We start from the raw sequence: 22620 nt of genomic DNA, 5'->3' as shown, positions 1-22620 counted from the left end.
CCCTGTATGAGCAGTCAATACCCTCCGCTAACCTGCAAAGAGGTTAAAAGGATCCTGGCATACTTGGGATTCGTTGCCAGACCGCAAAAAGGCACATCACACGAGCAATGGGTAAAAGAACACGATGGCGCTCTGTATAAGGTTACCGTCGATTGCCCAAAGTCCCCTTTTACGCAAACGCTCATCAAAAGCATGGCCGCCCAAGCCGGCATAACCAAAAAAGAGTTTTACCGCATCTTCCGGTTAATCAAATAACCCCCTCCCGAACATCACCTACCTTATAAGACAGGGATCGAACAGCCGACACCGATCGCAAAGTTGGTTGCTCGATACCCAATACCTTTTATGGTCCGGAAATGCCGCACCATAAAAAGAACATCGTCACAATTCACAGCATAGTCGTCTTGAATAGATCCGCATCCAGCGAAGGGAATTCCGGCTTCAATTTTTCGGCAAAATAGGCCCCTCTCGCCAAAAAGAAAAAAAAAGACCCTTATATATAATATTTTTGTGTTCCTTGTGTTCCACTTACCCTTTATCCCTTATAAATAAAGGGCTACAGCCGGAACACAGGCAGAGAAATTTGTGTTCCGCGGAACACGGTTTGTGTTCCACCCCTCAGCCGGAACACAAAATTTAGGGTGGAACACAAAATTTTGCTGCCTGTGTTCCGGCTATGTTATTGATTTAATAATGGAAAATGGCAAAAAATAGGGGGTGGAACACGCGGAACACGAAATTACATAGGGGGGGGGTAAAATGAAATTACACTAGGTTCAGTGGCTTTTTTCTTATCGCTCTGTTTTTATTTAATTTTTTTCCATAAACCATCAGAAAAACGGCGTTTTTTTAGTGTATTTTTAGCCAAAAAATCGACCACAATCACCTTACTGGAACACAAATGTGTTCCAGGTGGAGGTAAGGCAAATAAAACACCTCGACGCATAAAGTATCAAAAAAGACTTGACGAACAGAAACAACAAGTCTAATCTTAAAACCGTTGATTAATACAAATCAGCACGGAATTGGCGTTCCGGAACTTCTACGGCGTAAAGCCGCTGCACAGCGGTTTTTTTACGCGTAAAATCAGCTTTCATGTCGGGCTGATGGGGCACTCGAAAGAGTGGCCGGTCTCGTAGAAGCCGGTACGCCAACTTCATCAGTCCGGCCCCCATAATTGGCGTTGTGGTTGCCGGGAATTAAACATTCTACGGAGTCACCACTATGACCACTCAAGCATCACGCGCACCCTCACCCGCGCATCAATCAACATTCCAATTTAATCTCGTTCGCCGAAATCGCGTTATAGCGCGCTTCAGAATCGAAACTCTATCGGCCGCCGACTTAAGCATCCTGCTAAAGTCCGGATACAACCTCCAGCTACCATTGGAGGGCTAAGTCATGGCCGCATACAACCCCGCCGACACCCACGAAGAAGACCGTAACCAAGCCGTTAATGAATTTCTACACAGGCTAAACGCGTTCGATGCCGAACGCCAATCAGCACTAGAAGCAGGAGTACCCGCATTAGGCCGTTTGGCGAAAATTGCCGGCGGCGATACTGGCCAGGCGGCGAAAGTACGACGATTTCTGCTCGGGCTCTACAACGGCCCTCGATTCCCTTTCGACCTGACCGAATTACGGGGCTTAGACATACAGCTATTCGAAGACTGCATGTCTGTGCTACGTTTGGATGCCAGAGCGACCATCAAAGAGGTGCATCAGTTTTTTACCAACGGCTCTGATTTGTTCGAAAAATGGGCAAAGCTGGAGCGCAAGCGATGAGCCACAAAACTGAATCAACATTGTTTCTATACCGGCTTTTTGCCGCAACTGAGTTGATCGATATTGAATCGATCTTGCGGTCGGTCCATGTTGACGTTCGGATAATAAGCGACGACGCCGGCAAACCTTGGCTATGTGCAAAGGATCTCTGCCGAGTGCTCGACATTGCCTGGAGCGGTTCAACACTGGCAGGACTACCCACCGCAGGCCGGCGAAGAATCCCGACACCGACCGCCAGCGGAATACAATCGCTAGTTTTTATCGATGCGACCCTGTTTATCTGTTTAATTTTTCGATCAGAGAAACCACCCGCGCGGGCTATCGCCGAAGCCTTGCGCCGACGCCTAGCAAAATCGGCGAACACACCAAGCAAATCAATCCCTGGAGATAAAAAACATGAATACCCAATCCACCATTGCACCGCAACCGCATAAATCGACGTTGACTTTTTTGCTCAACTTCCAAGAGGAAATCGAAACAGAAATCGTTCGATTGGAAACAATCTGCTCACTGCTCGAAATGTCCGACGCAGCCAGCGAAGACGGGCAATCATTGCAGCGATTCGCGATATTGCTAAGGCCGGTAGCAATGCTTTTCCGGCGATTTGCCAACCACGTTGTCGAAGTCTACCGAAGCGATAAACCGGACGCCAAAAAAGTTGCTGAACTTTATCGCAGCCCGCACATTGACAATGCTTTCAAACAATTGGAATCATTGGACATGTTGATTTTGCAGAGCCAGGAGAAAACAGCGGTCGGCCAGACCTGGCTCATACTGAGCCCGGTTTTAAAACGACTGGCAGATCTACTTGATGGATTCTTAAAGAATTTCAAATTAGCAGTGACTTCGTTAAAAATTACCGAGTCGTTTATGCTCCGTCACAGCGGCCGAGAGCAAATTATTGCCAAAGAAAACCCCGATCCAAAACGTTTCCGCCAGATAGCAACCGGGTTTGACGGGAACACTTACGAATCACTTGATTAGAGGAAATCAGATGGCTACAACTAAAAACGAAGAATTGATTGAACTCGCCGAAAGCCTGCAATCAACGCACGAAGCGCTCCGTGGATTTTCTAAATTGCTTTGCATCGCCGGAGGAACTAGCGAAGGAGCAACTTTAGATGGCCCCGGGGACCTGGCTTATTTGATAATGAAACAGCAGGATGCGCTTGTTTATCGCCTGCTTGATATAGCATACGGAAAGAACGTTACTGAGGAGGTTTCGAGCGAATAATAGGCATAAAAAATGCCGGTCCGGCTAGTTTAGATGACGAGGCTTAACGCCGGACCGGCGACCACTCGATGACGTGACATGCCGATAATACACCTTTTGGCGTCAGCGTCAAAGATTTAACCAGTTAGCGGACGGATAGGCCGACGGGCCGATAAGCGGGAATGCCGTCAACCCGCTTCCGTCCGCACCTTATGACGGCTAAGTAAGGCGGCTTACTATGAATTTTGATGCAGTTGAAGTTTATTTTATCGGGCGTGGCCGTTGGTGGCGCTCTGTCGATGGTGCGGACTATCGGCAGTTCGAACGGTTCGCGAGTGATGAGGATCATTATCGAGAATCGCGTCACAGCAGAAAGATGATGCTGTTCATGCCGGTCAGCGAGTCCCGGCGAGTCAAGGGCGTTTTCTCGCTAACGGCTGATGATGCGGGTTTTGCCAAGCACGGCGAAAAATGCCCGAGTAACCTGTACGTGCTAATGCCCAGCAGTTCGGAAGACAGCGTGTATTTGAATGACGTTCGGTATAACCGGATCCCTGACAGAGGCGATTTGTTTTTCGAAGTTGAACACCTGGAGTCGTGCGATATTGCTGAACATGTGCCTTTCCCATTCAAAGGTGATCCTAATCTCGAGCAGGCTCAATTGGAAACGCCGGGTACAGAAGAATGGAACAAGCTGGATGCAAGGAAAGCGATCGATTTCATTAAAGGCATGGCACTCGTTCACAAATTTGAATTAGGGAAAACTCAATCAGCTGAAGAATTCGCCGATTGGATAATTGGTGAAATGCCCAAAATACAAGGCGACTATCAGTTAAGGATTAACCGACAGAGCGTAATTAATATCTTGCTCGAGCCGCTAGATAACGTCCGCGCAGATTATTCAGTCGAAGAACTACGGACGGTCATGCTGGCCTTTGCCGCCTGTTTGTTCGAATACCGGTATCCGGGGGACGGGAAGCGCGATCCATTAACAGGGCCTGCGTATCTAAAAAAATCTGGCGCCGTAAATAAAAGAAGCATAGCGGGCCAGATAGCGGCTATTAGCGTGGCTGTGAGCCATGACTTTATACGAAAACACTTAAAAATAGCGCACGAACGATTCAAAACGGATGCTAAAAGCGGCATCGATTGCCATCGATAGTACGCTCAAAGCTGAGCGTACTAATTAGTTTAGTCCTCTAACCCGCGAAATTTGGAAAATTAGTACGCTCGACCTTTCAGCGTACTAATTAAAAGTCTAAATACTTTTTCCACCATTTTAAAATTTACCCCGAACTTTAAGACGAGGTTAAAAATGAAAAACGAAACACACCCCCCCAAAAGCATTGAGCCGGAAAAAAAGTTGCAACCGTTCGTACTGCCCCCAGACGGATCTCTTGTCCGTGCGTATGGAATCCTTGGCGATCGCAAAAAAGGCATCATAGGCGTTTGCGAAATGTCCAGAACGATGCTGTGGTCACAGGTTAATTCCGGACGGTTTCCGAAGCCACTGAAAATTGGACGAATAGCCGCCTGGCGCGCTGAGGACATTCGGGAATATCTGAAAGACCCTGAGAATTACCGCTCCGCTTAATAAATATGGATCGCAAAAAAACAATGCCTCCTTATTCCAGGGGGCTTAATAACAAGCCCGCTGATCGAGACGTAGTTATTCTGCTAGGTCCGACCGCATGGGAGATAGCAAAAAGCACATGGCTTTGCCGATCCCCGAAACTTGTTCTGCCTGCCGACCAGGCCCCGAATGACTTCAATTGGACGCCATTACAGAATAGAAGCGTAATCATACGGGAGTGCGGAGCGAATGAAAGTGCGGACAGAATTTTAAATCTAATCCGTGAGGTGCTTGAAGCTGGGGCGATCTATGTTCTCTTTGTGCGTAATAATTTGGTTACAACGATGATCGAGCCCGACTTCAATACAGATGAGGATGATTAAAAAAATGGATAATGTTAACGGCATCGAAGTAACTGAGCCCGGCAAGGCGAGGATGAAGATTAAGTCAAACGTTGCTAAATTGGACGATAAAAGAAAATCGAAAAAAGCAGAGTACGCGGGCAATTATAAAATCAGCAACGGTTGCTTGGTCCACGTTAGGTCAACCGCGAAAAATGTAATCGAAACTGTGTTATGCGACTTCGAGGCCAAAATCATTGAGGTAAAAATATTTGACGATGGCCTTCAAAGGCGGTCTGTGTATGTTATCCAAGGTAAACATTGTAGTGGGAAAGATCTTCCGACCATAGAGGTTCCCGCCGACAAGTTCCATTCAGGCGCTTGGATAGCGGAGTTTTGGGGCTTACTGGCTTTTGTCGAGCCAACGAATTCATCGTTACGGCACACCACAGCCGCAGTTCACAAATTTTCGACCTGTGATTCCCCGGTCCCCTACGTGGAATCAAAATCCTACCTCGGATGGGTGAAAACAGATCAAGGTTGGATATATTTAACCTCGACCGGCGCGATGACGAAAAAGGGTCTTGATAAAACAATAAACGTTATTTTAACGGGTAACATGGGCCGCTACCAACTGCCCGAACCACCCAAGACGCTAGACTTTTCACTATTGAAAAAGTTTTTATCGGTCAGCAAAAGCAACCCCAAAGTAGGCGCTGTTTTGTTTGCTTGCGTGGCGAGGTCGGTTCTGTACAGCGCACACCCGATTGATTTTTTCCTGTTTATTTACGGATCCACCGGTGCTAAAAAATCTTCCGTCGTGGCTATTGCACTTTCCTTCCTTGGGTACTTTACTGGTGCCACGATGCCGGCTAACTGGAATTCGACAGTGAATGCTATAGAGATGATTAGTCACCAGGCGCAAGACTCACCCTATTGCATAGACGATCTTAAGTTCACCGGCGGCACAGCAATGGATTCGGCAAGAATGAAATCCACCTTTGAAAGAATAGCTCAATCGATCGGGAATCAAAGCGGACGCGATCGTCTGAACGCAGATTCGACCAAACGACCGTCGCCTTATAACAGAGGTATGCCCATCATAACCGGCGAAGATTTGTCCGGAAGTTCTAGCACATTGGGACGCGGTGTCGTGGTGAGCATAGGTCGAAACGACATCGACGTTCAAACATTAACAGAACTTCAATCCGCCGCTAGGGATGGCAAGCTTGCTGAAATCATGAGTCTTTATATTGTTTGGCTTACCGGCAAAATGGATAGCCTTTCAGAAAATCTTCATAAGAAAATAGTTGATCGAAGAACTGCCGCTATAGCCCAAGGATTTGCAAATTCACACGCGCGCAGTCCTGATATTTTTGCAAGTTTAATGGTGGGTATTGATGTGTTTTTTCAATTTTGTGTTGAAACGAAGGCAATCGACCACGCCGGCGCCAATGACGCGATACTGGATATTGAAAATAACCTGAAGTCGGCCTTCATAGAGCAACGCGACTATCAAGACGAAACAGACATTTGCAGCAGATTTATAGCACTACTCGCATCTGCTTTGGCGTCCGGTGCCGCACATCTGGCAGCCGCCGAAACCGATCACATACCGGCGCAATTTCCCGAGCGTTACGGCTGGCGGCGCGGCAATGGAATTATCAAGCGTTCGGTTGATGAAAGAACGTTAGATGCTCAGCACGGCGATGTCGATGGCCGATTTTTTCAGTATGAGCCAGGCGGAACAAAAGTCGGCTGGGTATCAGGTGAGGAAATCTATTTGAATCCGGAATCGGCCTTTGCGGCGGCTCAGGCAGTTGCCAAGCAGCAGGGGGAACCGATTACAACAAGTAAAAATACAGTGCTCAAGCAAATGGTTGAGCGAGAACTAATAGTGGCAACGTCGAAGCGGGAGACCGGTTCGGTGATATCCACCGTCACACGTCGAGTGAACGGGACAAAGCGTCGTGTTGCTGTAATTAATGCAGAAACTTTATTTGATGGTTAACAGGCATGAACAAAATTAATCCCCAAATCATTGCCGAAAAGCTCAGGCATGAGATGTATTTCTCCCCACTAATCGGCTCGTGGCACATGCGATACAAACCGAATTCCAGTGCACTAGACATCGATCGATGGTTTTTAAAGGGTATCCGATCCCCGGCGCCGGGCGAATTTTCCCCGGTCCATCCGGAGTATGCTCGTAGGGAAATTATTCGCGCGATGGAGAGAGCGGGTGCTGATCTTAATATCACTGATATTAATCGTCTGGAAAAGCTGCTCCGACTTTATTTGCTCCCCGATGAACGATGTCTTAAAGGCAGAAAACAACCCACTAACAATTTAAAAAAAAAGGTATAGAAAATGAGTGAAACACCAACCACATTAGACCAACTCAAGGCGCAGGGGCTGGGCTTAGACATTTATAGGTGCCATGTTCGCGCATGGCCAACCTCAAAAATGACCGAAGCGCAGTATCAAACGATCACAGATAGCATTCCGGATCTAGTCGATCAATTGGCCTTGCAGGAAACCGAAAACCCCTCGACGCCGAGCATGGGCTCCAATTACCCGACCGATCCGGATCTCGCCGGCTACAAAATGAAAACACTGGAACGTCGGGTCGAAGTCGGCGAGGATTTTTATTTATGGCCGATTCCAGCCGATAAACGTGCGGAGCTTGGTTGTCGAGGTCCCGATCCGGAAGGATGGCGACCTTACCCGCTGGCGTATGCAACCGGAAACGGTCCCTCGGGATCACAGCTTCGTTAATAAACAATCAATCAACCTTATAGGAAACAAAAATGTCCGTAATGCATCACACCAGAAAACCCAGCGATCACTCAATAAAGCAAATGGCGTCGCTGTTCAGTGGAGTTAAAGATTCCATCGAAACGCTCATTGACCTCGAGAAGCTAGAGGGTTCGTCGAAATATGCCGCGATGTTCAAAATTCGAAAGAACATTGCCGATTATAGGGAGTTTCGCAATCACAACGACCTTCGATTTTCCCGGGAGCATGAAGCCATCTTAGTCGCACTGGACGCGCTCATTGAGACGATCGTGGAGACATTGGCTAAGGAATCCAACCCCTATTTAATTTAACGAGAAGCGTCGTCGTGACCGGCGACGCTTACTTTTATCGAACGAGGATAGTCATGACAAAACAAGCAAAAAACCCCGATCAGTGGGAGGCAGTTCAGCAAGAAATTGCCAACATCGATTCAATGATGAGCCTGAAGCGGACGGACATCAAAGAGATCGAAACACAAATCGCGCAAGAGGAAGGTCGGTATTACGAACTAACCGAACGTCTAGCGAACGCACAGCGCGACATTGCCCTTCGGAGATTATCGACCGATGAGTATCTGTCATTACGCACAGACAAGGAGGCGCTTGAGCAGCGGCTCAAGGTTTTGCGTGAGACTCGCCAAATGCAGCAGGAGGGCTTGAAAATCCTGCAATATGAAAAAACCAGATTGCACAACGGCGGTGCTATTGCATTGAAAAATATTGCTGCACGGCAGGCCGAAACCGATCTTGAAGCACTCATCAGTGCAGCAGCTCCACTGCTAACCGAATGGGTTTCGAAAATCATCGTTAAAAATAACCTGGCATTCGACCAGTGGAATGTTTCCAAAAGGAACGAGCAATTAGAAAAATTGTCGCGGGCGATGAGCGAGGATTTATTCAAAAAACTGGAAAGACCGACCGCAGCACAAGCGAGGCAGGCCGTTATCGCCGCAATCCGCAAAAATCAGCCGGAATTGGAAGATGCTGCGTAGGTCATCCTAGTGCATTGCCTAATATCTGTTTTCGCCGTGTCGCTCAATTTTCGAGGTCGTTTTTCTCCGCATCCTCCGCGCGGATTTGCTCAAGCACCGCGCGTCGCTCTTCCGGGGACAGGGCGTCGAGTGCAGCAACGGCGGCTTGGTATGTATTGGTTTTAGGTTGCCTTATGTTGTGCTCGTACTCGCTGCTCATGACCCCAGTAGCACCGCAACCTTTTACGTTTGTGCACTGAACGTAAAGCCTCTGCTTAGTCGCTGAAATTTCCTCAGTAGAGGCCACAATAAGTTTTGATCGGCAGTGTGGACAAAGCAATTTCATATTCCCTCAATTGAGGTTAGACAGAATGGAGTATCGGTGGCATTGCAACTATATCACGGAAGATATCGCAGATGATCTTGCGACGATTGTTAAGGACTATTTTGAAGAAGCAATCCTTAATTCGTTGGGTGTTACGCCGAAAGCCATCATACAAAGCCTCCGCGAGACTCCATCAAAAACACTTGGCAAAATAACCGCATAACGCACTAAAAGCGGAATAGACTTAAGATTCGCTTAATCAATATCGAAAGCTTTAAAGATTCAAGACATTGATTTATAAAACAATAAGTTACAATTCACGATACAAAAGGCGGCGTTATAACATAACATCAACCTTAACCCATGCAAAAAACGGTCGAAAATTGTTAAACATCCATGACAAACCCCACTAACGCTAAGGCATGCAAAAGGGCCGCCGTAAACCGTTGAAAAAAATAGTTTATTTTGCGCGGGAGAGGAGGCGTGAATTTACCTGCTGCCTGCTGTTAATAATGACCTATCATTATGATTTATTATTTCCTATTTATTAACAATTGTTGTCCAGTATGAAACCCGATCTTACACAAGAACTTTTAAAATCACTTGTCGATTATGATCCAGCAACCGGAAGATTCACCTGGAGAAAACGAACTGCTGATATGTTTACGTCAATAGATGCTTGTATTGCTTGGAATGAATCAAATGCAGCCAAACCTATAGGCGCATTTTTTACTAATCAAAGGGGGCATACTTACATACGAGTATCTATTTTAGGTAAAGCTTACATGCTTAGCCGACTTATTTTTTTCTACATGACTGGACGTTGGCCTGTCGGCGATATCATGCACCGAGACAGAGATGGGACCAATAACGCCTGGTCCAACCTAAAAGAGGTGAGCAGAATCGAAAATATGCGAAGCCTGGCCATGACTAAACGCAATAGCTCTGGCTTTGTGGGTGTCTCTTGGGACCGGCACAAAAACAAATGGCATGCCTCGATAATGGTGCGTTACAAAACAATCCACCTTGGTTACTTTGACGACAAGCTCGATGCAATAGCCGCAAGGTCAAAGGCTAACCGTGATCTTGGGTTCGATCCGCTGCATGGTCAACGCAGGCGAAAATCGGACAACAAACAAACTTAACCTATATCAAAATTTATGCCCAGATCAAGCGGCATAAAGGCCAATTCATTAAATAAAATTTTTACATAAAGGAAAAAACATGTCTGTTCGAGATCTTGCACTCAAAATTAGAATTAATGCGGAGGATAAAGCATCTTCTGTTCTGGACTCGATAAAAAACAATGCCGGCAAGATCGCTACCGCGATAGCCGGCTTTTTCTCGGGTAAATTTCTATCGGCCTCGATCGAGGACGCTAAAAACCTCGAAACTCAATACCTCAAACTCGATCAGACCATCAAAGCAACCGGCGGTGCTGCCGGGCTTACAGCCGATGAAATCGTCGATATGTCGAAGCGCCTCGACGAGGCGACGAACGGCAATGCTGAGGAAATCCGGGACGCGGCTAATGAGCTTCTGACCTTCAAAAAAGTCGGTAAAGACGCGTTCGAAACGACCTTGATGTTAGCGTTGGACTTGGCTGAGGCTGGTTTCGGTTCGGTAGAAACAAACGCGGTGCAGCTCGGCAAAGCACTGGAAGATCCCGTTAAAGGGCTAACGGCTCTGAGCCGTTCGGGCGTCACTTTTACCGACCAGCAAAAAGATCTGATCAAATCACTCGTCGAGACTGGCCGTCAGGCCGAGGCGCAGGGCGTTATTCTCGAAGCGGTGTCCGGGCAGGTCGGCGGTGTCGCCGAAGCGGCGGGAAAAGGCTTGGCCGGGGCGCTGGATTTAGTGTCCAAACGCTTCACCGACGTTCGCGAAAAAATCGGGGGCGCAATAATCCCGGTACTGACTGATTTAAACACGCGGTTTGCGAATTTTATTCAAAGACTTTCGGACTCCGGAGCAATCACACGATTCAGTGAATTGCTAGCATCGGCGTTAAAAAATGCAGGTGATGCATTTTTATCATTCGTCGAAAAAATAGATTTCGATACATTGATCAACAGCTTGCGAGGATTTGCAGAGGCATCTACCGCCACATTCAATGGCACCGTCCAGTTTATTCAAGAATACGCCGGGGCTATAACAAATTTAGCAAAAGTTTGGTTGATGCTGAAATTCGGCGAATATATCGCCGGGTTCAAAAATGTCGCAACTGCTGTCGTTACGACGACGAAAGCGTTTTTATCGGGTGCGGAGGGGACTACCGCTTATACAGTAGCGACCAATGCATCAGCAGCAGCCAATACCGCAGCGGCGGCCGCTGTATCTAAGCTAGGCTTGGCAATTAAAGCGATCCCTTATGCGGCATTAGCCGCCTCGATTATCGATGTTGGTGGGAAAATATTGCAGTTGGTTCCCGCAAAGGAAAAATTAGCCGACGCCGAATCTAGCGCAGCAGACAGCTCCCAACGTCTTCAAGATCGTTTCAAGGAATTGTCTTCTGCCACAGGCATAACTATCACGAGCATGGCCGGCTTAGACGCGGCAGTCAAAGATGGATCGATCGTTTTTGATGAGCAGCAGGGATATATCGCAGCGGCGGCGCAAAAATTACGCGATTACAATGCAGAAGTGCTTGCAGCGACCGTTAGCCAGGCTGAATTTGTTGGTGAATCCGGTAAAACCGTCGGCGAATTAACAAAAATAGGCAATGAAGCTGAAATAACGCTGCAAAAATTTAGGGCTTGGTCCGATGGAACTGACGAATCTGTTACGTCGGTAACTGAAGGACTAAAAAAACTCAGAGACACCGATTTGTCTGCATTTAAACAAGCATTAATCGACGCTTTTGACGCGGAGATCAATAAAACCGACGAGCTAAATCAGGCGCTAAAAAACATCGAAACCGAAGAGATTCGACGCGCATTTTCAGACCTTGGAGTAGAATCCTCCGCTCAATTGCAGGCAGCAGCGGACAAAGCAAAAGCGGCATTCGAGAAAATAAGATCCAGCGGCATCGCGACTACCGAAGACCTACAACGCTCGTTCACGGCATACGCGCAAACCGTCATCGATGCGAATAACGGCGTGGTCCCGGCCGCGCTGCAACACGAAGCTGCACAATACGACGTCAAGATCGCCTACGACGAGACCGGCAAAGCGATCGTCGGCGCCACCTCATCGATTAATGATTTCCACCGTGCCGGCATCGATGGCGCGGCTCAACACTCGGCATCCCTACAGCAGTTAAAATATGACTATGCCGCGATGCAAACGGCAGCCGAAGAGGCCCAATACAATGCCGTATCCCCTAGCATGAACCCAACCACCCGCCGAGATACAGTGACATCAAAGCGGGCTTGGTCGAAAACCGAGCAAGATTTGATCAAAGCGATTGACGAGCTTGGCGGCAATGCCGAGAAGGTGCTACAGCGCGCGTCCGAAGAAGCCAACAAGTATTTTTTCAGCAATGGCACGACAGCCGGCCTCCGACCTGGATTCCGCGAGAAATTTTATACAGACCCGGAATATTACGAGAAGCAGCTGCAAAAAGAGCTGTCACAACTACAGCGGTCCTCATCTCCATCATCAGGCGGAAAAACAGTAAACGTCAATTTCAACGTAGGTGGCCGCATCGCCAGCGGCCAATTCCCAGACAACGAACAAACCCGCGAAATGCTTCGAGAACTCGAGCGTGCCAGTCTCGTAATGCAATAATGAATTAATCGCGCGCGCGTGGGGAACGAATCTGTGCCGTACATTTGTACGGTACAGATGCCATTTAATAGCGCGCGGCATGGGTGCCGCCGGCAAAAATCGGACAACAAACAAACTTATCACTGATTATTTCGTTATTAGAAATTATTGCCTATATCAATTATCATGCCTGTCTTAAAGCCTTGTTATTCGTGGCTTTCGTAGAGTTGGCACGAAATCATGCTAGTGTTTTTATTATTCTCTAATCGTGAACAATAAAATTTTGCCCTGAACCGTTATTGTCTAGGTGTGTGATGCGCCACATGAGGTATGCATTGTGCGTTAAGCTGACAGATACGAAGATGCCGAACATGTTCGGCACTTTTAATAGACGGTATAAGAAACGGTATATTTCTTTGTTAAAGTCTGTAATATACTGTTTTATATTAATAATAACTTATTATTCAAATCCCTCTCCCTCCGCCAACCGTAACCACTGCTACTAAAAAAGGGCGCTAAAAGCGCCCTTTCTATCAGCTTGTAATTTAGATAATTAAATCAAGCCTGGTAATTCGCTGTACTTTTTCAAAGCGCTTTGCAGAGCTTCTTCGACACCATCCAAAGATCCTTTTCTAGCGGCGCTGCGAGCTTTTTTCAGTGGACCGTTCGCGCGTGCGCGAGCAACGTCAACTTTGTCATTGGCATTGATTTCTTTGCTCATATCCAGAGCATCTTTGACTAGAGCAGCGACTTCATCGGCCGAAGAACCTGCTGCAACTGCGTCGATCGCAGCTTGAATTTTTTCGGAAGTCAATTTGATTGCTTCTGCAGGTTCATATGAAATTCTGCCTGGATCGCTTTCAGCCATTACAGGGGTAGCAACAGCGCCCATAGAGCTAGCAATAGCCAGAGATAACAATACCTTTCTTAAAAATTTCATGTCTAACTTGTCCTCATGTTGTCATAGTAACTATTATTCAGCAATGCAGCAGAAATTCCATCAAATTAAAGCTACTTAGCGGGAGTCATTCTATCGTAGATTGCCACAATATCAAACTCAAATTAAAACAAAGCGTATAAATTCAACCAAGTATAATTGTAGGGTAATGCTGATGCTTGGTTTAAAAAGTTAATCGAATATGATTGCATTATAGGTTTAATCCTCATCGCGTTTGCAAGCAACATGTACTTGACCGTTTTCATCGACTTCGATTTGAACGTAAATAGGAGAGCAGCAAACCGAGCAGTCTTCGTAATAACTTTGTGAATCGGAAGGGGTATCCAACAATAATGAAATCGTTTCGCCGCAATAAGGACATTGAATCGACAATTCTTCTAAATCGCTAAACATCAAACTTTAAGTAGCAGAGTATCGAGCCAGGACATAGGTAAAATACGTTTGAGATAGCCAAATAAATAAGTAGGAAAAGTCACGTAATAACGGATTTTGGGACGTTTCGATTCCAAAGCATGAATCACCTTATCGGCAACGGCTTCAGGCGGCAACGTAAAAGGGACGGCAGGCCCTTCTTTTTGCAATCGGGTTTCCATTGCGGCATAACGATCCTTATGAAAACTATTGCTTGGGTCGATGTTTTTTTTGAAAAGCGCCAAGGCGTTTTTACGAAAATCGCTCAAAATCGGTCCGGGTTCAATGATCGATAAATTAATTCCGGTGCCTTTAAGCTCCAGTCGTAACGTATCGGCTAAACCTTCCAAAGCAAATTTGCTGGCGTTATATGCGCCCCGGTAAGTCATGGCAACAAATCCCAATACCGAGCTATTGTAAATGATTCTGCCCTGCCCTTGTCGGCGCATGATCGGAATGAGCAAATTGGTCAGTTCGTGTGTGCCGAAAAAATTGGTTTCGAATTGAAAACGCAATACATCACGACTTAAATCTTCGACCGCTCCCGGTTGGCCAAAGGCGCCATTATTGAACAATGCATCGATTCTACCTTCGGTCATGATCAACATTTCGGAAACGGCTTGTCGAATCGACGCGCTATCGGCAAGATCGAGCCTTATTGTTTCAAAGCCTTCCAGGCTGAGTCGCTCAACATCGTGTTGTTGCCTAGCCGAAGCAATAACACGATGACCACGTTGTTTGAGTATGTGCGCTGTCGTATAACCGATTCCGGACGAACAACCGGTGATTAAAATTGTTTTACTGTTAGACATTAAGATTACTGGAGTTCGGTTTCATTGAAATAAGCCGATTCGCCGTTACTACAATCCACCAAAAAAACCAAGTTTTCCGAAGTACTTCTAACATTGAGCTCCGAGGATTCGACACGATCGCAAAGTCCCGATGCCAGTTGTTTTTGTGCGGCCAACCTTCTTATACGCTCAATTTCCGGGAGGCGTGATTGAAAGTTTTGCACCAAGGGCTTTAATTTGTCGTATTCGTAAGGCGGAATAGCATAAGGAGTAAATTGAACAGGATTATTCTTAATTAAGTTTTGATTAATTTCAGTTTCTTCTTTGGCATTCGCTAAGAACTGTTCTTGTTTTTGCTGTAATTGCTGCTCGGTTAATTCCTGCTGTTTTTGCAATTCAAGTTGCTGAGCTTCTCTCTTGAGTTGCTCGTTTTTATCAATCGCGCCGCCGGTTTTAAAATTGATCTGGACACTTTGGTGATTTTCATCGCAAGGCTTGGCTTGATAGATGGTTTTTCCCAAAGCATCGACACATTTAAAAGCATCGGCGTGAGTGATAGTCGAGACCGAAATAGCCAGTATAAAAATTGAAATTCGCATTATGGTTTTCTCTTCGGATGTCATTAACAGATATAACACAGCCGCAGCAAATCGAAATAAATTATTCGATAATAAAATTTTCTTAATTATAAGTCACTCTTTAATGCTTTGCTCATCCTGTAAAAAAGTTTGTTCCTGATAGCGCCGGCTTACCACTAAAAATAGTAATGCGGTAATCAACATCAGTCCGGTGAAAAACCAAAAATAAGCACTGCCTGTTAATTGACCGGAGCCGTCTGAAGGCATCATTAAAAAATTAACTGCACTGGTCAATAAATTACCGGCGGCAATAAACACGAAATAATAAGCCATGATAAAGGACTTCATCGATTTCGGTGCCTGTGTATAGGAAAACTCTAAGCAAGTAATCGAAACCATGACTTCGGCTGCGGTCAGTAAAAAATACGCCAACAACTGCCAACCTATATGCGGCGTTAGTCCCACATCCAATTGCATTTGAATCGCGGACGGAATCGCGAATGCAAACACGGTTAAAAATAAGCCGATCGCGATTTTTCTTAAGGGGGTCAAATCGAAATAACGATTCAAGAATGGGTAAACACCATAAGAAAAACAAGGTACCAATACCATGATCAGCAAGGGATTTGCGGCTTGAATCTGCGACGGTAACACCTCGATGCCGAATATGACTCTATCCATTTTTTGCGCCTGCAAGACCCATGATGAGCCAATTTGTTCGAATAGAGACCAGAAAATCGCGATAAACACATAGATTGATGTTAATTTTCCAAGAATCTTCAAACCATCATGGCCAAGCATGCCCTTGATAAAGCCAATGCCGGCCGGATCAATATGCGCGAAGCGATAACGTCCTGCCCAAAAAATAATCGTGGCCAACAGCATCAATATACCGGGCACGCCGAAAGCAACCGACGAACCGAATTCATGCAGTAACCAGGGAATCAACAGCATCGCGGCAAAAGCGCCGAGGTTAATCGAAAAATAAAACCAACCGAAAACTTTGGTCATCAAATGACTATTGCTTTTACCGAATTGATCGCCTAAATGCGAAGACACACAGGGTTTAATGCCGCCCGCTCCAAACGCAATCAGAGCTTGTCCGATCAAAAGACCCAATCGGGTATCGTCGATCGCCAAAGCCAAATGACCGAAACAATAAAACAGCGATAAATAGAGAATCGTTCGATATTTACCGAACACGCTATCGGCTAGCAACGCGCCGAACAAAGGCATCAAGTAAACCGCCGAAACAAATAAATGAAAATAACCTTGGGCTTCATGCTCGGACATCAGATCGGGTTGACCCGATGCATCTACTAAATATTGGGTCATGAACACGACCAAAATAGCGCGCATGCCATAGTAGCTAAACCGTTCGGCGGCTTCATTGGCGATGATGAAGGGAATACCGGAGGGCAGTTCGGTTGTTTTGAGCGGATTTTTGCGATATTGGGACATGATTTTAGAAGAATCGGTTGCCTATAATCATAACAAATTAAAAGATTTAAAATTACTGTTACTATTAATCAAGCTGAAATCTGTGGATAAACCATTTTTAATATTTTTTATCAATACTTTAGTTCCATGACTAAACTGCCTGTAAACTTCGGTTCAAGATGTGGAGGGCTTGTGGATAAAATCGACCCGGTCAATTTATACACAGCAATACACAAGAAACTCACTGTTTATTCGCAAAGTTACACACTTCTATGCTAGTCCTCATCCGGATACAATGGGAACCTTTCGGCGTAAAAGTTGTTAAAGCAATTCGGCAAGGTATTAATTGCATGCCTTGTATACTTCGTGCGGTCATGTTTGCGGATTTTATGGCAATGCTATTTTGTTCGGTAGCAAGGCGCGAAAACAGGCGCATAGCAAGCTATGTAACTGTTTTCGCAAAGCTTCCGCTCCTGCTCACGCCCCTTACCTACATCCATGTAGTTAACACCGCTACCGGACAAAAGAACGCGTCAGAAAGCCGCAAATGTGGCCGCGCGAAGTATAAAATTTAGGATTTTAAATTTCATTCATTCAGGATCATGAGCGTAGACATTACTAATCAAAGTGCGATGCAAAAGCTAAAAAGCTTTATCAGTAAGCAAATTATCGGACAGGATGTATTGATAGAAAGAATGCTGATTGCGTTGTTGTGCGACGGTCATATTCTTGTCGAAGGCGCGCCGGGCTTAGCCAAGACACGAGCGATCAATGTACTCAGCAAGGGTATCGAAGGCGATTTTCATCGCGTGCAATTCACGCCGGATTTATTGCCTGCCGATTTAACCGGTACCGAAATTTACCGCCCTCAACAAGGCACATTCGAATTTCAAAAAGGGCCGTTGTTTCATAATTTGATTTTGGCCGATGAGATCAATCGTTCGCCGGCCAAGGTACAGGCGGCATTACTCGAAGCGATGGCCGAACGGCAGATTACGGTCGGTGGCGCGACATATCCCCTACCCGCCTTGTTCATGGTCATGGCCACGCAAAACCCGATCGAGCAGGAAGGCACTTATCCCTTGCCGGAAGCGCAATTAGACCGGTTCTTATTGCATATCAAAATCGATTATCCTGAAGCCGAACACGAAAAAAGTATTTTGCATCTCGCAAGAAACGAAGCAAAAAACGCTAAGAACGGCACAACAGAATCATTCACGCCTTTGACGCAACATAATTTACTTGCAGCCCGTCAGGAAGTCTTGGCTATCTACATGGCCGATAATCTCGAAGATTATTTGCTGCAAATCGTTTTGGCGACCCGCAATCCCGGCGCCTACGGCAAGGATTTGGCATCATGGCTGCAATACGGCGCAAGTCCAAGGGCCAGTATTGCATTGGACCGATGCGCCAGGGCTAAGGCTTGGCTGGCCCAACGCGATTTCGTCGGCCCCGAGGATATCCAGGATATTGCTTTCGATGTCTTGCGGCATCGTCTGATTCTATCCTATGAGGCTGAAGCCGAAGGCATCACACCTGATTATTTCATTCGCGAATTGATCAACCGGATCGCTGTTCCTTGATGCTATCGAACAAAACCGACACTCCCTCTTCAGCTACCGACGATCGAGTCGCAGTAAGTTTGAAAAGTTTGGTCGATCTTGCACAAACGGCTGGGTCGCTTAAGTTGCATCGTTGGTCGATCCGCAGTCGGCAAACCGGCGGCTATGTATCGCGCTCGAAGGGACGCGGTATGGAATTCGATGAAGCGCGGCTTTATCAACCCGGAGACGATATTCGCAGCATAGACTGGCGGGTGACGGCCCGTACCGGAAAAACCCATACCAAGTTGTTTCGCGAAGAACGGGAACGGCCGGTATTTATTGCGGTCGATAAACGCATGGCGATGCAATTTGCCACACGAGGCGTGTTCAAATCGGTACAGGCCGCCAAATTGGCGGGGCTCTTGGCTTGGACTGCGCAGCAACACGGCGACCGCATCGGCGGGCAAGTCTTTTCCGATAACACCTGTATGGAGATGAAGCCGCAACATGGAAGGCATGCGGTTTTGCGGTTTTTTCATAGCTTGGTGCAAATCGGCGAAGGTCATCCGGTCGAATTTAATTTCGAACTCGGTTTGGCAAGATTGTCGCAACATGCACGGCCCGGCAGCTTGATTTATATCATCAGCGATTTTCGAGGCTTTGAAAGCAACGCAGAACATCATTTAAGACGGCTTGCCCAACATAACGATGTCGTGTTGATTCAAGTCTACGATCCGTTGGAAAGCAGTTTGCCTTCGGGCGGACAATTTCGATTGACCGATAGTCGTCGCGATGTGGTTATCGATACTCGGGACCGGGATCGCCTGAGCGATTATCATCAACGTTTCAATGCGCGATGCCGCTATTTGGAAAGCCTCGCAAAAAAATTTCGAATGACCTTTATTCAATGCAGCACCGTACAAGATCCGGTGCAGAGTTTACGTTAATGAATCCGCAGCCGCTTCCGTTACGCGACATTCATCTGCCGGAACCGATCGGTTTTTGGCCGCCCGCGATCGGTTGGTGGCTGGCGGCTTTGGGTATTTTGGTATTACTGGTTTCGATGGTTTGGTTGATTCGTCGTTTAACCCGTAAAACCGCGCTGAAATCGGCGCGCCGATTATTGGCGGAATTAAAGCAAGACCCGAGTCTCGATTCGGCCGAAAAGGTCGTCCGTCTGTCGATATTGCTTCGCCGAGTAACGATCAGCCTGGCACCGCGAGAGCAAAGCGCGGGTTTAACAGGACAAGCTTGGTTGAACCACCTGGACGCTTCGCTGCCGGACCAACCCTTTAGTACCGGCATTGGCCGACAATTGATCGAAATTCCGTACCGTAATGAATTACCGCCGGAAACCGATGTCTCGGAATTATTCGAATTGTGCGAGCGTTGGCTGAAGGCTCAAAAACGAAATAAACGATGATACATTTTGAATGGCCCTGGTTAATTGCAGCACTACCCTTGCCTTTGTTGGTCCGTTGGTTGCTGCCGCAAGATTCGCCGCAACAGCAAGCCGCGCTCAAAGTCCCTTTTTTGGAAGATTTTTCGGTGTGCGCGGCGCAGGCATCGATGAAGTCGGCGCGCTGGCCGCTGGTGATCGCGGTAATAGCTTGGATCTTGTTGGTATTTGCCGGCATGCGTCCGCAATGGCTCGGCGAACCGGTCGAACAAACGATCAGCGGACGTGATTTGATGCTTGCGGTCGATTTATCGGGGAGCATGGAAGAACAGGACTTTATCATCAACAAACAACGAGTCGACCGGCTCACGGCGACGAAATGGGTCGCCGGCGATTTCATCGCGCGCCGAACCGGCGATCGAATCGGTTTAATTTTGTTCGGAACTCAGGCTTATCTACAAGTGCCTTTGACCTTCGACCGTAAAACGGTCGTGACTTTATTAAACGAATCGGTGATTAGTTTGGCCGGCGAAATGACGGCGATCGGCGATGCGATCGGTTTGGCGGTTAAAAGACTAAGAAACCAAGATGATACAAGCCGCGTATTGATTTTGCTGACCGACGGCGCGAATACCGCAGGTGAAGTCACGCCGTTGAAAGCAGCGGAATTGGCTGCCGAACATGATCTTAAAATTTATGCCATCGGCATCGGCGCAGACGAAATGATCGTGCGCAGTTTTTTCGGTTCCCGTAAAGTCAATCCATCAATGGACTTAGACGAAAAGACCTTGACCGAGATTGCGGAAAAAACCGGCGGACGCTATTTTCGCGCTAGAAATACCGAAGAGCTCGAGCAAATCTACGATATTCTCGATCGACTCGAACCGGTCGAGAAAGACAAACAGTATTTTCGGCCTCGTAGCGAATTATTCCATTGGCCTCTGTCAATTTCCTTAGTTTTGGCCGGCATCATCGCAACGGCAAGATTGAGAATGTCATGATCGACTGGCAATACTTTCATTTTATCCGGCCGTGGTGGCTGTTGGCGCTAATACCTTGGTTTGCGGCTTTGTTGTTGACGCTAAGACATAAACTACATCGGGGTAATTGGTCGACGGTTTGCGACGAGCCGTTGTTGCCTTATATCCTGCAGGACAAAGTACAAAATCGCAGCAGAATGACCTTGACCGCCGGAGCATTGGCGGCTTTGCTTGCGATCTTCGCTTTAGCGGGACCCACCTGGGAACGCTTACCCTCCCCTGTTTTCCGCGACGATTCGGCGTTGGTGATCGGCTTGGATTTATCGCGCTCAATGGATGCGGCCGACCTAAAACCGAGCCGGCTCGAACGCGCCCGTTTCAAAATCGCGGACATCCTGAAGCAACGCAAGGACGGCCAGACCGCGTTATTGGTCTATGCCGGCGATGCCTTTACCGTGACTCCGTTGACAGCCGATACGCAAACGATTGCCAGTCAATTGTCGGCATTGACGACCGACATCATGCCGGTACAAGGCAGCAATTCCGTTGCGGCGCTAAATCATGCGGTCGATTTGCTGAAACAAGCCGGTATGCAAAAAGGCCATATTCTCTTGGTAACCGATGGCGCCGATGTCGATAAAACCGAAGCCGCGGTAAAAAATCTGGGCGCTTATTCCTTATCGATACTCGGAGTCGGCACGTCCGAAGGCGCGCCGATCGGTGCGCCGGGCGGCGGTTTCGTCAAGGACGGACAAGGCAGCATTGTCGTTCCGAAATTGAATGCCGGCGAATTGGAAAAATTAGCTGTACTCGGTAACGGCATCTACCGGACGATCAGCTCGAACGACAGCGATATAGAAACCCTGCTGAGTGCATTTGAAAACCGGCAAGTTCAAAGCGATGCCGGGGACGATGACTTATTACTGGAATTATGGGCGGAACGCGGCCCTTGGCTACTGTTACTGATTTTGCCGTTGGCGGCATTGAGTTTCCGGAAAGGCGTATTATCGATTGCCATGCTGCTGGTTTTGCCTTTTTCGAACCGGGCCGAGGCGCAGGATTGGCAAAGTTTGTGGAAAACGCCGAATCAACAAGCGCAACAGGCTTTTGATGCCGGAGACTACGAACGAGCGGCCGGTTTGTTTAATGATCCGGAATGGAAGGCCGTCGCCGAATATAAGTCAGGATCGTACGAACAAGTTCTTGAAACACTCAAAGATAGCGATAGCGCGCGCACTCATTACAACCGAGGCAATGCACTAGCGCAATCGGGACGTTTGGCCGATGCCGTCACGGCCTATGACGAAGCGTTGAAGCTCGATCCTGATCACGAAGACGCGGCTTTCAATAAATCCGTTGTCGAAAAAGAATTGGAAAAACAACAGCAAGAACAGCAACAAGGCCAAAACGATAAGAATCAACAGCAAGATTCCGAGCCATCGTCCGAACAAAACGAACAAGGCGAGCCTTCGGAAGAGTCCGGAGGCGAACCCCCAGATCAAAAAGAACAAGAGGACGGTCAAGACCGGCAACGTTCATCGCCTGAACCTCAAGACATTGAAGAAGGGCAAGACGATCCGGAACAGGATGAAGGTCAAGTTCAAGAGCAAAACGACGAAACGCCCGACGATCAAGGAAAAGAAGAAGCGGTAAGCCAAGAAACCGAGCCGGCCGATGAAGCTAAACAAGCCAGCGAACAATGGCTGAAACGTATTCCGGATGATCCGGCCGGCTTGTTGAAACGTAAATTCCAATATCAATACGGCCGCCGCGGCCGGCAAAAGCAACAAGACGAAGCTTGGTGACGA

25 protein-coding genes are annotated in these 22620 nt (G+C 47.3%); 19 read left to right on the top strand and 6 right to left on the bottom strand.

Annotated features, from left to right (window positions below; all coding sequences use genetic code 11):
• The first annotated feature begins 6 nt into the window (after nt 1-6).
• From WJM45_RS21070 to WJM45_RS21015, 12 genes are all read left to right on the top strand, one after another.
• A complete protein-coding gene (locus WJM45_RS21070; protein ID WP_341326963.1) occupies nt 7-255 on the top strand; it encodes a type II toxin-antitoxin system HicA family toxin in 249 nt (82 codons plus the stop codon).
• Between the two features lie 1146 nt (nt 256-1401).
• The gene (locus WJM45_RS21065) at nt 1402-1785 is read left to right on the top strand and encodes a hypothetical protein (RefSeq protein ID WP_341326962.1); all 384 of its coding nucleotides are present in this window, start codon (nt 1402-1404) and stop codon (nt 1783-1785) included.
• Nucleotides 1782-2219 (top strand): hypothetical protein, encoded by a 438-nt coding sequence (locus WJM45_RS21060; protein WP_341326961.1) that lies wholly within the window; start codon nt 1782-1784, stop codon nt 2217-2219. Before WJM45_RS21065 ends, WJM45_RS21060 begins: the two co-directional genes overlap by 4 nt.
• Nucleotides 2182-2769, top strand: a complete 588-nt coding sequence (locus tag WJM45_RS21055; protein WP_341326960.1) for a hypothetical protein — start codon at nt 2182-2184, stop codon at nt 2767-2769. The genes WJM45_RS21060 and WJM45_RS21055 overlap by 38 nt, the downstream gene beginning before the upstream one ends.
• Before the next feature lie 10 nt (nt 2770-2779).
• Nucleotides 2780-3019, top strand: a complete 240-nt coding sequence (locus WJM45_RS21050; protein WP_014150449.1) for a hypothetical protein — start codon at nt 2780-2782, stop codon at nt 3017-3019.
• Nucleotides 3020-3236: 217 nt separating this feature from the next.
• A complete protein-coding gene (locus WJM45_RS21045; protein ID WP_341326959.1) occupies nt 3237-4160 on the top strand; it encodes a hypothetical protein in 924 nt (307 codons plus the stop codon).
• A gap of 153 nt (nt 4161-4313) precedes the next feature.
• Entirely contained in the window at nt 4314-4592 is a 279-nt protein-coding gene (locus tag WJM45_RS21040) for an AlpA family phage regulatory protein (protein ID WP_341326958.1), read from the top strand.
• A gap of 354 nt (nt 4593-4946) precedes the next feature.
• Nucleotides 4947-6923: a DUF927 domain-containing protein gene (locus WJM45_RS21035; protein ID WP_341326957.1), complete on the top strand. Its 1977-nt coding sequence runs from the start codon at nt 4947-4949 to the stop codon at nt 6921-6923.
• 5 nt (nt 6924-6928) lie between these two features.
• The gene (locus tag WJM45_RS21030) at nt 6929-7276 is read left to right on the top strand and encodes a hypothetical protein (protein ID WP_341326956.1); all 348 of its coding nucleotides are present in this window, start codon (nt 6929-6931) and stop codon (nt 7274-7276) included.
• Nucleotides 7277-7279: 3 nt separating this feature from the next.
• Complete coding sequence (locus tag WJM45_RS21025; protein ID WP_014150445.1) at nt 7280-7687, top strand: hypothetical protein; 408 nt, start codon at nt 7280-7282, stop codon at nt 7685-7687.
• A gap of 32 nt (nt 7688-7719) precedes the next feature.
• Complete coding sequence (locus tag WJM45_RS21020; protein ID WP_341326955.1) at nt 7720-8019, top strand: hypothetical protein; 300 nt, start codon at nt 7720-7722, stop codon at nt 8017-8019.
• Nucleotides 8020-8072: 53 nt separating this feature from the next.
• Nucleotides 8073-8699 carry a hypothetical protein gene (locus WJM45_RS21015; protein ID WP_341326954.1) on the top strand — a complete coding sequence of 209 codons (627 nt, stop codon included), beginning with the start codon at nt 8073-8075 and terminating at the stop codon, nt 8697-8699.
• Nucleotides 8700-8742: 43 nt separating this feature from the next.
• Here WJM45_RS21015 and WJM45_RS21010 read toward each other — a convergent pair whose 3' ends face one another.
• Nucleotides 8743-9024 (bottom strand): ogr/Delta-like zinc finger family protein, encoded by a 282-nt coding sequence (locus WJM45_RS21010; protein ID WP_046061282.1) that lies wholly within the window; start codon nt 9022-9024, stop codon nt 8743-8745.
• A 545-nt stretch (nt 9025-9569) separates the two neighbouring features.
• Between WJM45_RS21010 and WJM45_RS21005 the strand changes: the two genes are divergently transcribed.
• Together WJM45_RS21005 and WJM45_RS21000 are read left to right on the top strand one after the other, a co-directional pair.
• Entirely contained in the window at nt 9570-10148 is a 579-nt protein-coding gene (locus tag WJM45_RS21005; protein WP_341326953.1) for an HNH endonuclease, read from the top strand.
• Nucleotides 10149-10227: 79 nt separating this feature from the next.
• Nucleotides 10228-12732: a phage tail length tape measure family protein gene (locus tag WJM45_RS21000; protein ID WP_341326952.1), complete on the top strand. Its 2505-nt coding sequence runs from the start codon at nt 10228-10230 to the stop codon at nt 12730-12732.
• A 532-nt stretch (nt 12733-13264) separates the two neighbouring features.
• Here WJM45_RS21000 and WJM45_RS20995 read toward each other — a convergent pair.
• The 5 genes from WJM45_RS20995 to WJM45_RS20975 all read right to left on the bottom strand — a co-directional run bounded on the left by WJM45_RS20995 (nt 13265) and on the right by WJM45_RS20975 (nt 16910).
• Nucleotides 13265-13651: a hypothetical protein gene (locus tag WJM45_RS20995; protein ID WP_341326951.1), complete on the bottom strand. Its 387-nt coding sequence runs from the start codon at nt 13649-13651 to the stop codon at nt 13265-13267.
• A gap of 216 nt (nt 13652-13867) precedes the next feature.
• A complete protein-coding gene (locus WJM45_RS20990) occupies nt 13868-14062 on the bottom strand; it encodes a CPXCG motif-containing cysteine-rich protein (RefSeq protein ID WP_341326950.1) in 195 nt (64 codons plus the stop codon).
• Nucleotides 14062-14892: an SDR family oxidoreductase gene (locus tag WJM45_RS20985; protein ID WP_341326949.1), complete on the bottom strand. Its 831-nt coding sequence runs from the start codon at nt 14890-14892 to the stop codon at nt 14062-14064. Before WJM45_RS20985 ends, WJM45_RS20990 begins: the two co-directional genes overlap by 1 nt.
• A 5-nt stretch (nt 14893-14897) precedes the next feature.
• Nucleotides 14898-15470, bottom strand: a complete 573-nt coding sequence (locus tag WJM45_RS20980) for a DUF4124 domain-containing protein (protein ID WP_341326948.1) — start codon at nt 15468-15470, stop codon at nt 14898-14900.
• Between the two features lie 93 nt (nt 15471-15563).
• Nucleotides 15564-16910 (bottom strand): POT family MFS transporter, encoded by a 1347-nt coding sequence (locus tag WJM45_RS20975; RefSeq protein WP_341326947.1) that lies wholly within the window; start codon nt 16908-16910, stop codon nt 15564-15566.
• Between the two features lie 593 nt (nt 16911-17503).
• Between WJM45_RS20975 and WJM45_RS20970 the strand changes: the two genes are divergently transcribed.
• From WJM45_RS20970 to WJM45_RS20950, 5 genes are read left to right on the top strand one after another with little or no spacing between them, the layout of a single operon-like run.
• The gene (locus tag WJM45_RS20970) at nt 17504-18472 is read left to right on the top strand and encodes a MoxR family ATPase (RefSeq protein WP_341328987.1); all 969 of its coding nucleotides are present in this window, start codon (nt 17504-17506) and stop codon (nt 18470-18472) included.
• The gene (locus WJM45_RS20965) at nt 18472-19380 is read left to right on the top strand and encodes a DUF58 domain-containing protein (protein WP_341328986.1); all 909 of its coding nucleotides are present in this window, start codon (nt 18472-18474) and stop codon (nt 19378-19380) included. The genes WJM45_RS20970 and WJM45_RS20965 overlap by 1 nt, the downstream gene beginning before the upstream one ends.
• Nucleotides 19380-19856 carry a DUF4381 domain-containing protein gene (locus WJM45_RS20960; protein ID WP_341326946.1) on the top strand — a complete coding sequence of 159 codons (477 nt, stop codon included), beginning with the start codon at nt 19380-19382 and terminating at the stop codon, nt 19854-19856. The genes WJM45_RS20965 and WJM45_RS20960 overlap by 1 nt, the downstream gene beginning before the upstream one ends.
• The gene (locus WJM45_RS20955) at nt 19853-20833 is read left to right on the top strand and encodes a VWA domain-containing protein (protein WP_341326945.1); all 981 of its coding nucleotides are present in this window, start codon (nt 19853-19855) and stop codon (nt 20831-20833) included. Before WJM45_RS20960 ends, WJM45_RS20955 begins: the two co-directional genes overlap by 4 nt.
• Nucleotides 20830-22617, top strand: coding sequence for a VWA domain-containing protein (locus WJM45_RS20950; protein WP_341326944.1), 1788 nt, complete (start codon nt 20830-20832; stop codon nt 22615-22617). Before WJM45_RS20955 ends, WJM45_RS20950 begins: the two co-directional genes overlap by 4 nt.
• Nucleotides 22618-22620: the final 3 nt, after the last annotated feature.

It is taken from the genome of Methylotuvimicrobium sp. KM2, assembly GCF_038051925.1.
Taxonomy (GTDB): domain Bacteria; phylum Pseudomonadota; class Gammaproteobacteria; order Methylococcales; family Methylomonadaceae; genus Methylotuvimicrobium.
The sequence above is the reverse complement of the archived record's forward strand: the minus strand, read 5'-3'. Positions and strand labels throughout refer to the sequence as shown.

Bases quoted from the DNA above. Each gene is read 5' to 3' on its own strand.
- WJM45_RS21070 (WP_341326963.1), top strand. From the start codon at position 7: ATGAGCAGTCAATACCCTCCGCTAACCTGCAAAGAGGTTAAAAGGATC.
- WJM45_RS21065 (WP_341326962.1), top strand. From the start codon at position 1,402: ATGGCCGCATACAACCCCGCCGACACCCACGAAGAAGACCGTAACCAA.
- WJM45_RS21060 (WP_341326961.1), top strand. From the start codon at position 1,782: ATGAGCCACAAAACTGAATCAACATTGTTTCTATACCGGCTTTTTGCC.
- WJM45_RS21055 (WP_341326960.1), top strand. From the start codon at position 2,182: ATGAATACCCAATCCACCATTGCACCGCAACCGCATAAATCGACGTTG.
- WJM45_RS21050 (WP_014150449.1), top strand. From the start codon at position 2,780: ATGGCTACAACTAAAAACGAAGAATTGATTGAACTCGCCGAAAGCCTG.
- WJM45_RS21045 (WP_341326959.1), top strand. From the start codon at position 3,237: ATGAATTTTGATGCAGTTGAAGTTTATTTTATCGGGCGTGGCCGTTGG.
- WJM45_RS21040 (WP_341326958.1), top strand. From the start codon at position 4,314: ATGAAAAACGAAACACACCCCCCCAAAAGCATTGAGCCGGAAAAAAAG.
- WJM45_RS21035 (WP_341326957.1), top strand. From the start codon at position 4,947: ATGATTAAAAAAATGGATAATGTTAACGGCATCGAAGTAACTGAGCCC.
- WJM45_RS21030 (WP_341326956.1), top strand. From the start codon at position 6,929: ATGAACAAAATTAATCCCCAAATCATTGCCGAAAAGCTCAGGCATGAG.
- WJM45_RS21025 (WP_014150445.1), top strand. From the start codon at position 7,280: ATGAGTGAAACACCAACCACATTAGACCAACTCAAGGCGCAGGGGCTG.
- WJM45_RS21020 (WP_341326955.1), top strand. From the start codon at position 7,720: ATGTCCGTAATGCATCACACCAGAAAACCCAGCGATCACTCAATAAAG.
- WJM45_RS21015 (WP_341326954.1), top strand. From the start codon at position 8,073: ATGACAAAACAAGCAAAAAACCCCGATCAGTGGGAGGCAGTTCAGCAA.
- WJM45_RS21010 (WP_046061282.1), bottom strand. From the start codon at position 9,024: ATGAAATTGCTTTGTCCACACTGCCGATCAAAACTTATTGTGGCCTCT.
- WJM45_RS21005 (WP_341326953.1), top strand. From the start codon at position 9,570: ATGAAACCCGATCTTACACAAGAACTTTTAAAATCACTTGTCGATTAT.
- WJM45_RS21000 (WP_341326952.1), top strand. From the start codon at position 10,228: ATGTCTGTTCGAGATCTTGCACTCAAAATTAGAATTAATGCGGAGGAT.
- WJM45_RS20995 (WP_341326951.1), bottom strand. From the start codon at position 13,651: ATGAAATTTTTAAGAAAGGTATTGTTATCTCTGGCTATTGCTAGCTCT.
- WJM45_RS20990 (WP_341326950.1), bottom strand. From the start codon at position 14,062: ATGTTTAGCGATTTAGAAGAATTGTCGATTCAATGTCCTTATTGCGGC.
- WJM45_RS20985 (WP_341326949.1), bottom strand. From the start codon at position 14,892: ATGTCTAACAGTAAAACAATTTTAATCACCGGTTGTTCGTCCGGAATC.
- WJM45_RS20980 (WP_341326948.1), bottom strand. From the start codon at position 15,470: ATGCGAATTTCAATTTTTATACTGGCTATTTCGGTCTCGACTATCACT.
- WJM45_RS20975 (WP_341326947.1), bottom strand. From the start codon at position 16,910: ATGTCCCAATATCGCAAAAATCCGCTCAAAACAACCGAACTGCCCTCC.
- WJM45_RS20965 (WP_341328986.1), top strand. From the start codon at position 18,472: ATGCTATCGAACAAAACCGACACTCCCTCTTCAGCTACCGACGATCGA.
- WJM45_RS20960 (WP_341326946.1), top strand. From the start codon at position 19,380: ATGAATCCGCAGCCGCTTCCGTTACGCGACATTCATCTGCCGGAACCG.
- WJM45_RS20955 (WP_341326945.1), top strand. From the start codon at position 19,853: ATGATACATTTTGAATGGCCCTGGTTAATTGCAGCACTACCCTTGCCT.
- WJM45_RS20950 (WP_341326944.1), top strand. From the start codon at position 20,830: ATGATCGACTGGCAATACTTTCATTTTATCCGGCCGTGGTGGCTGTTG.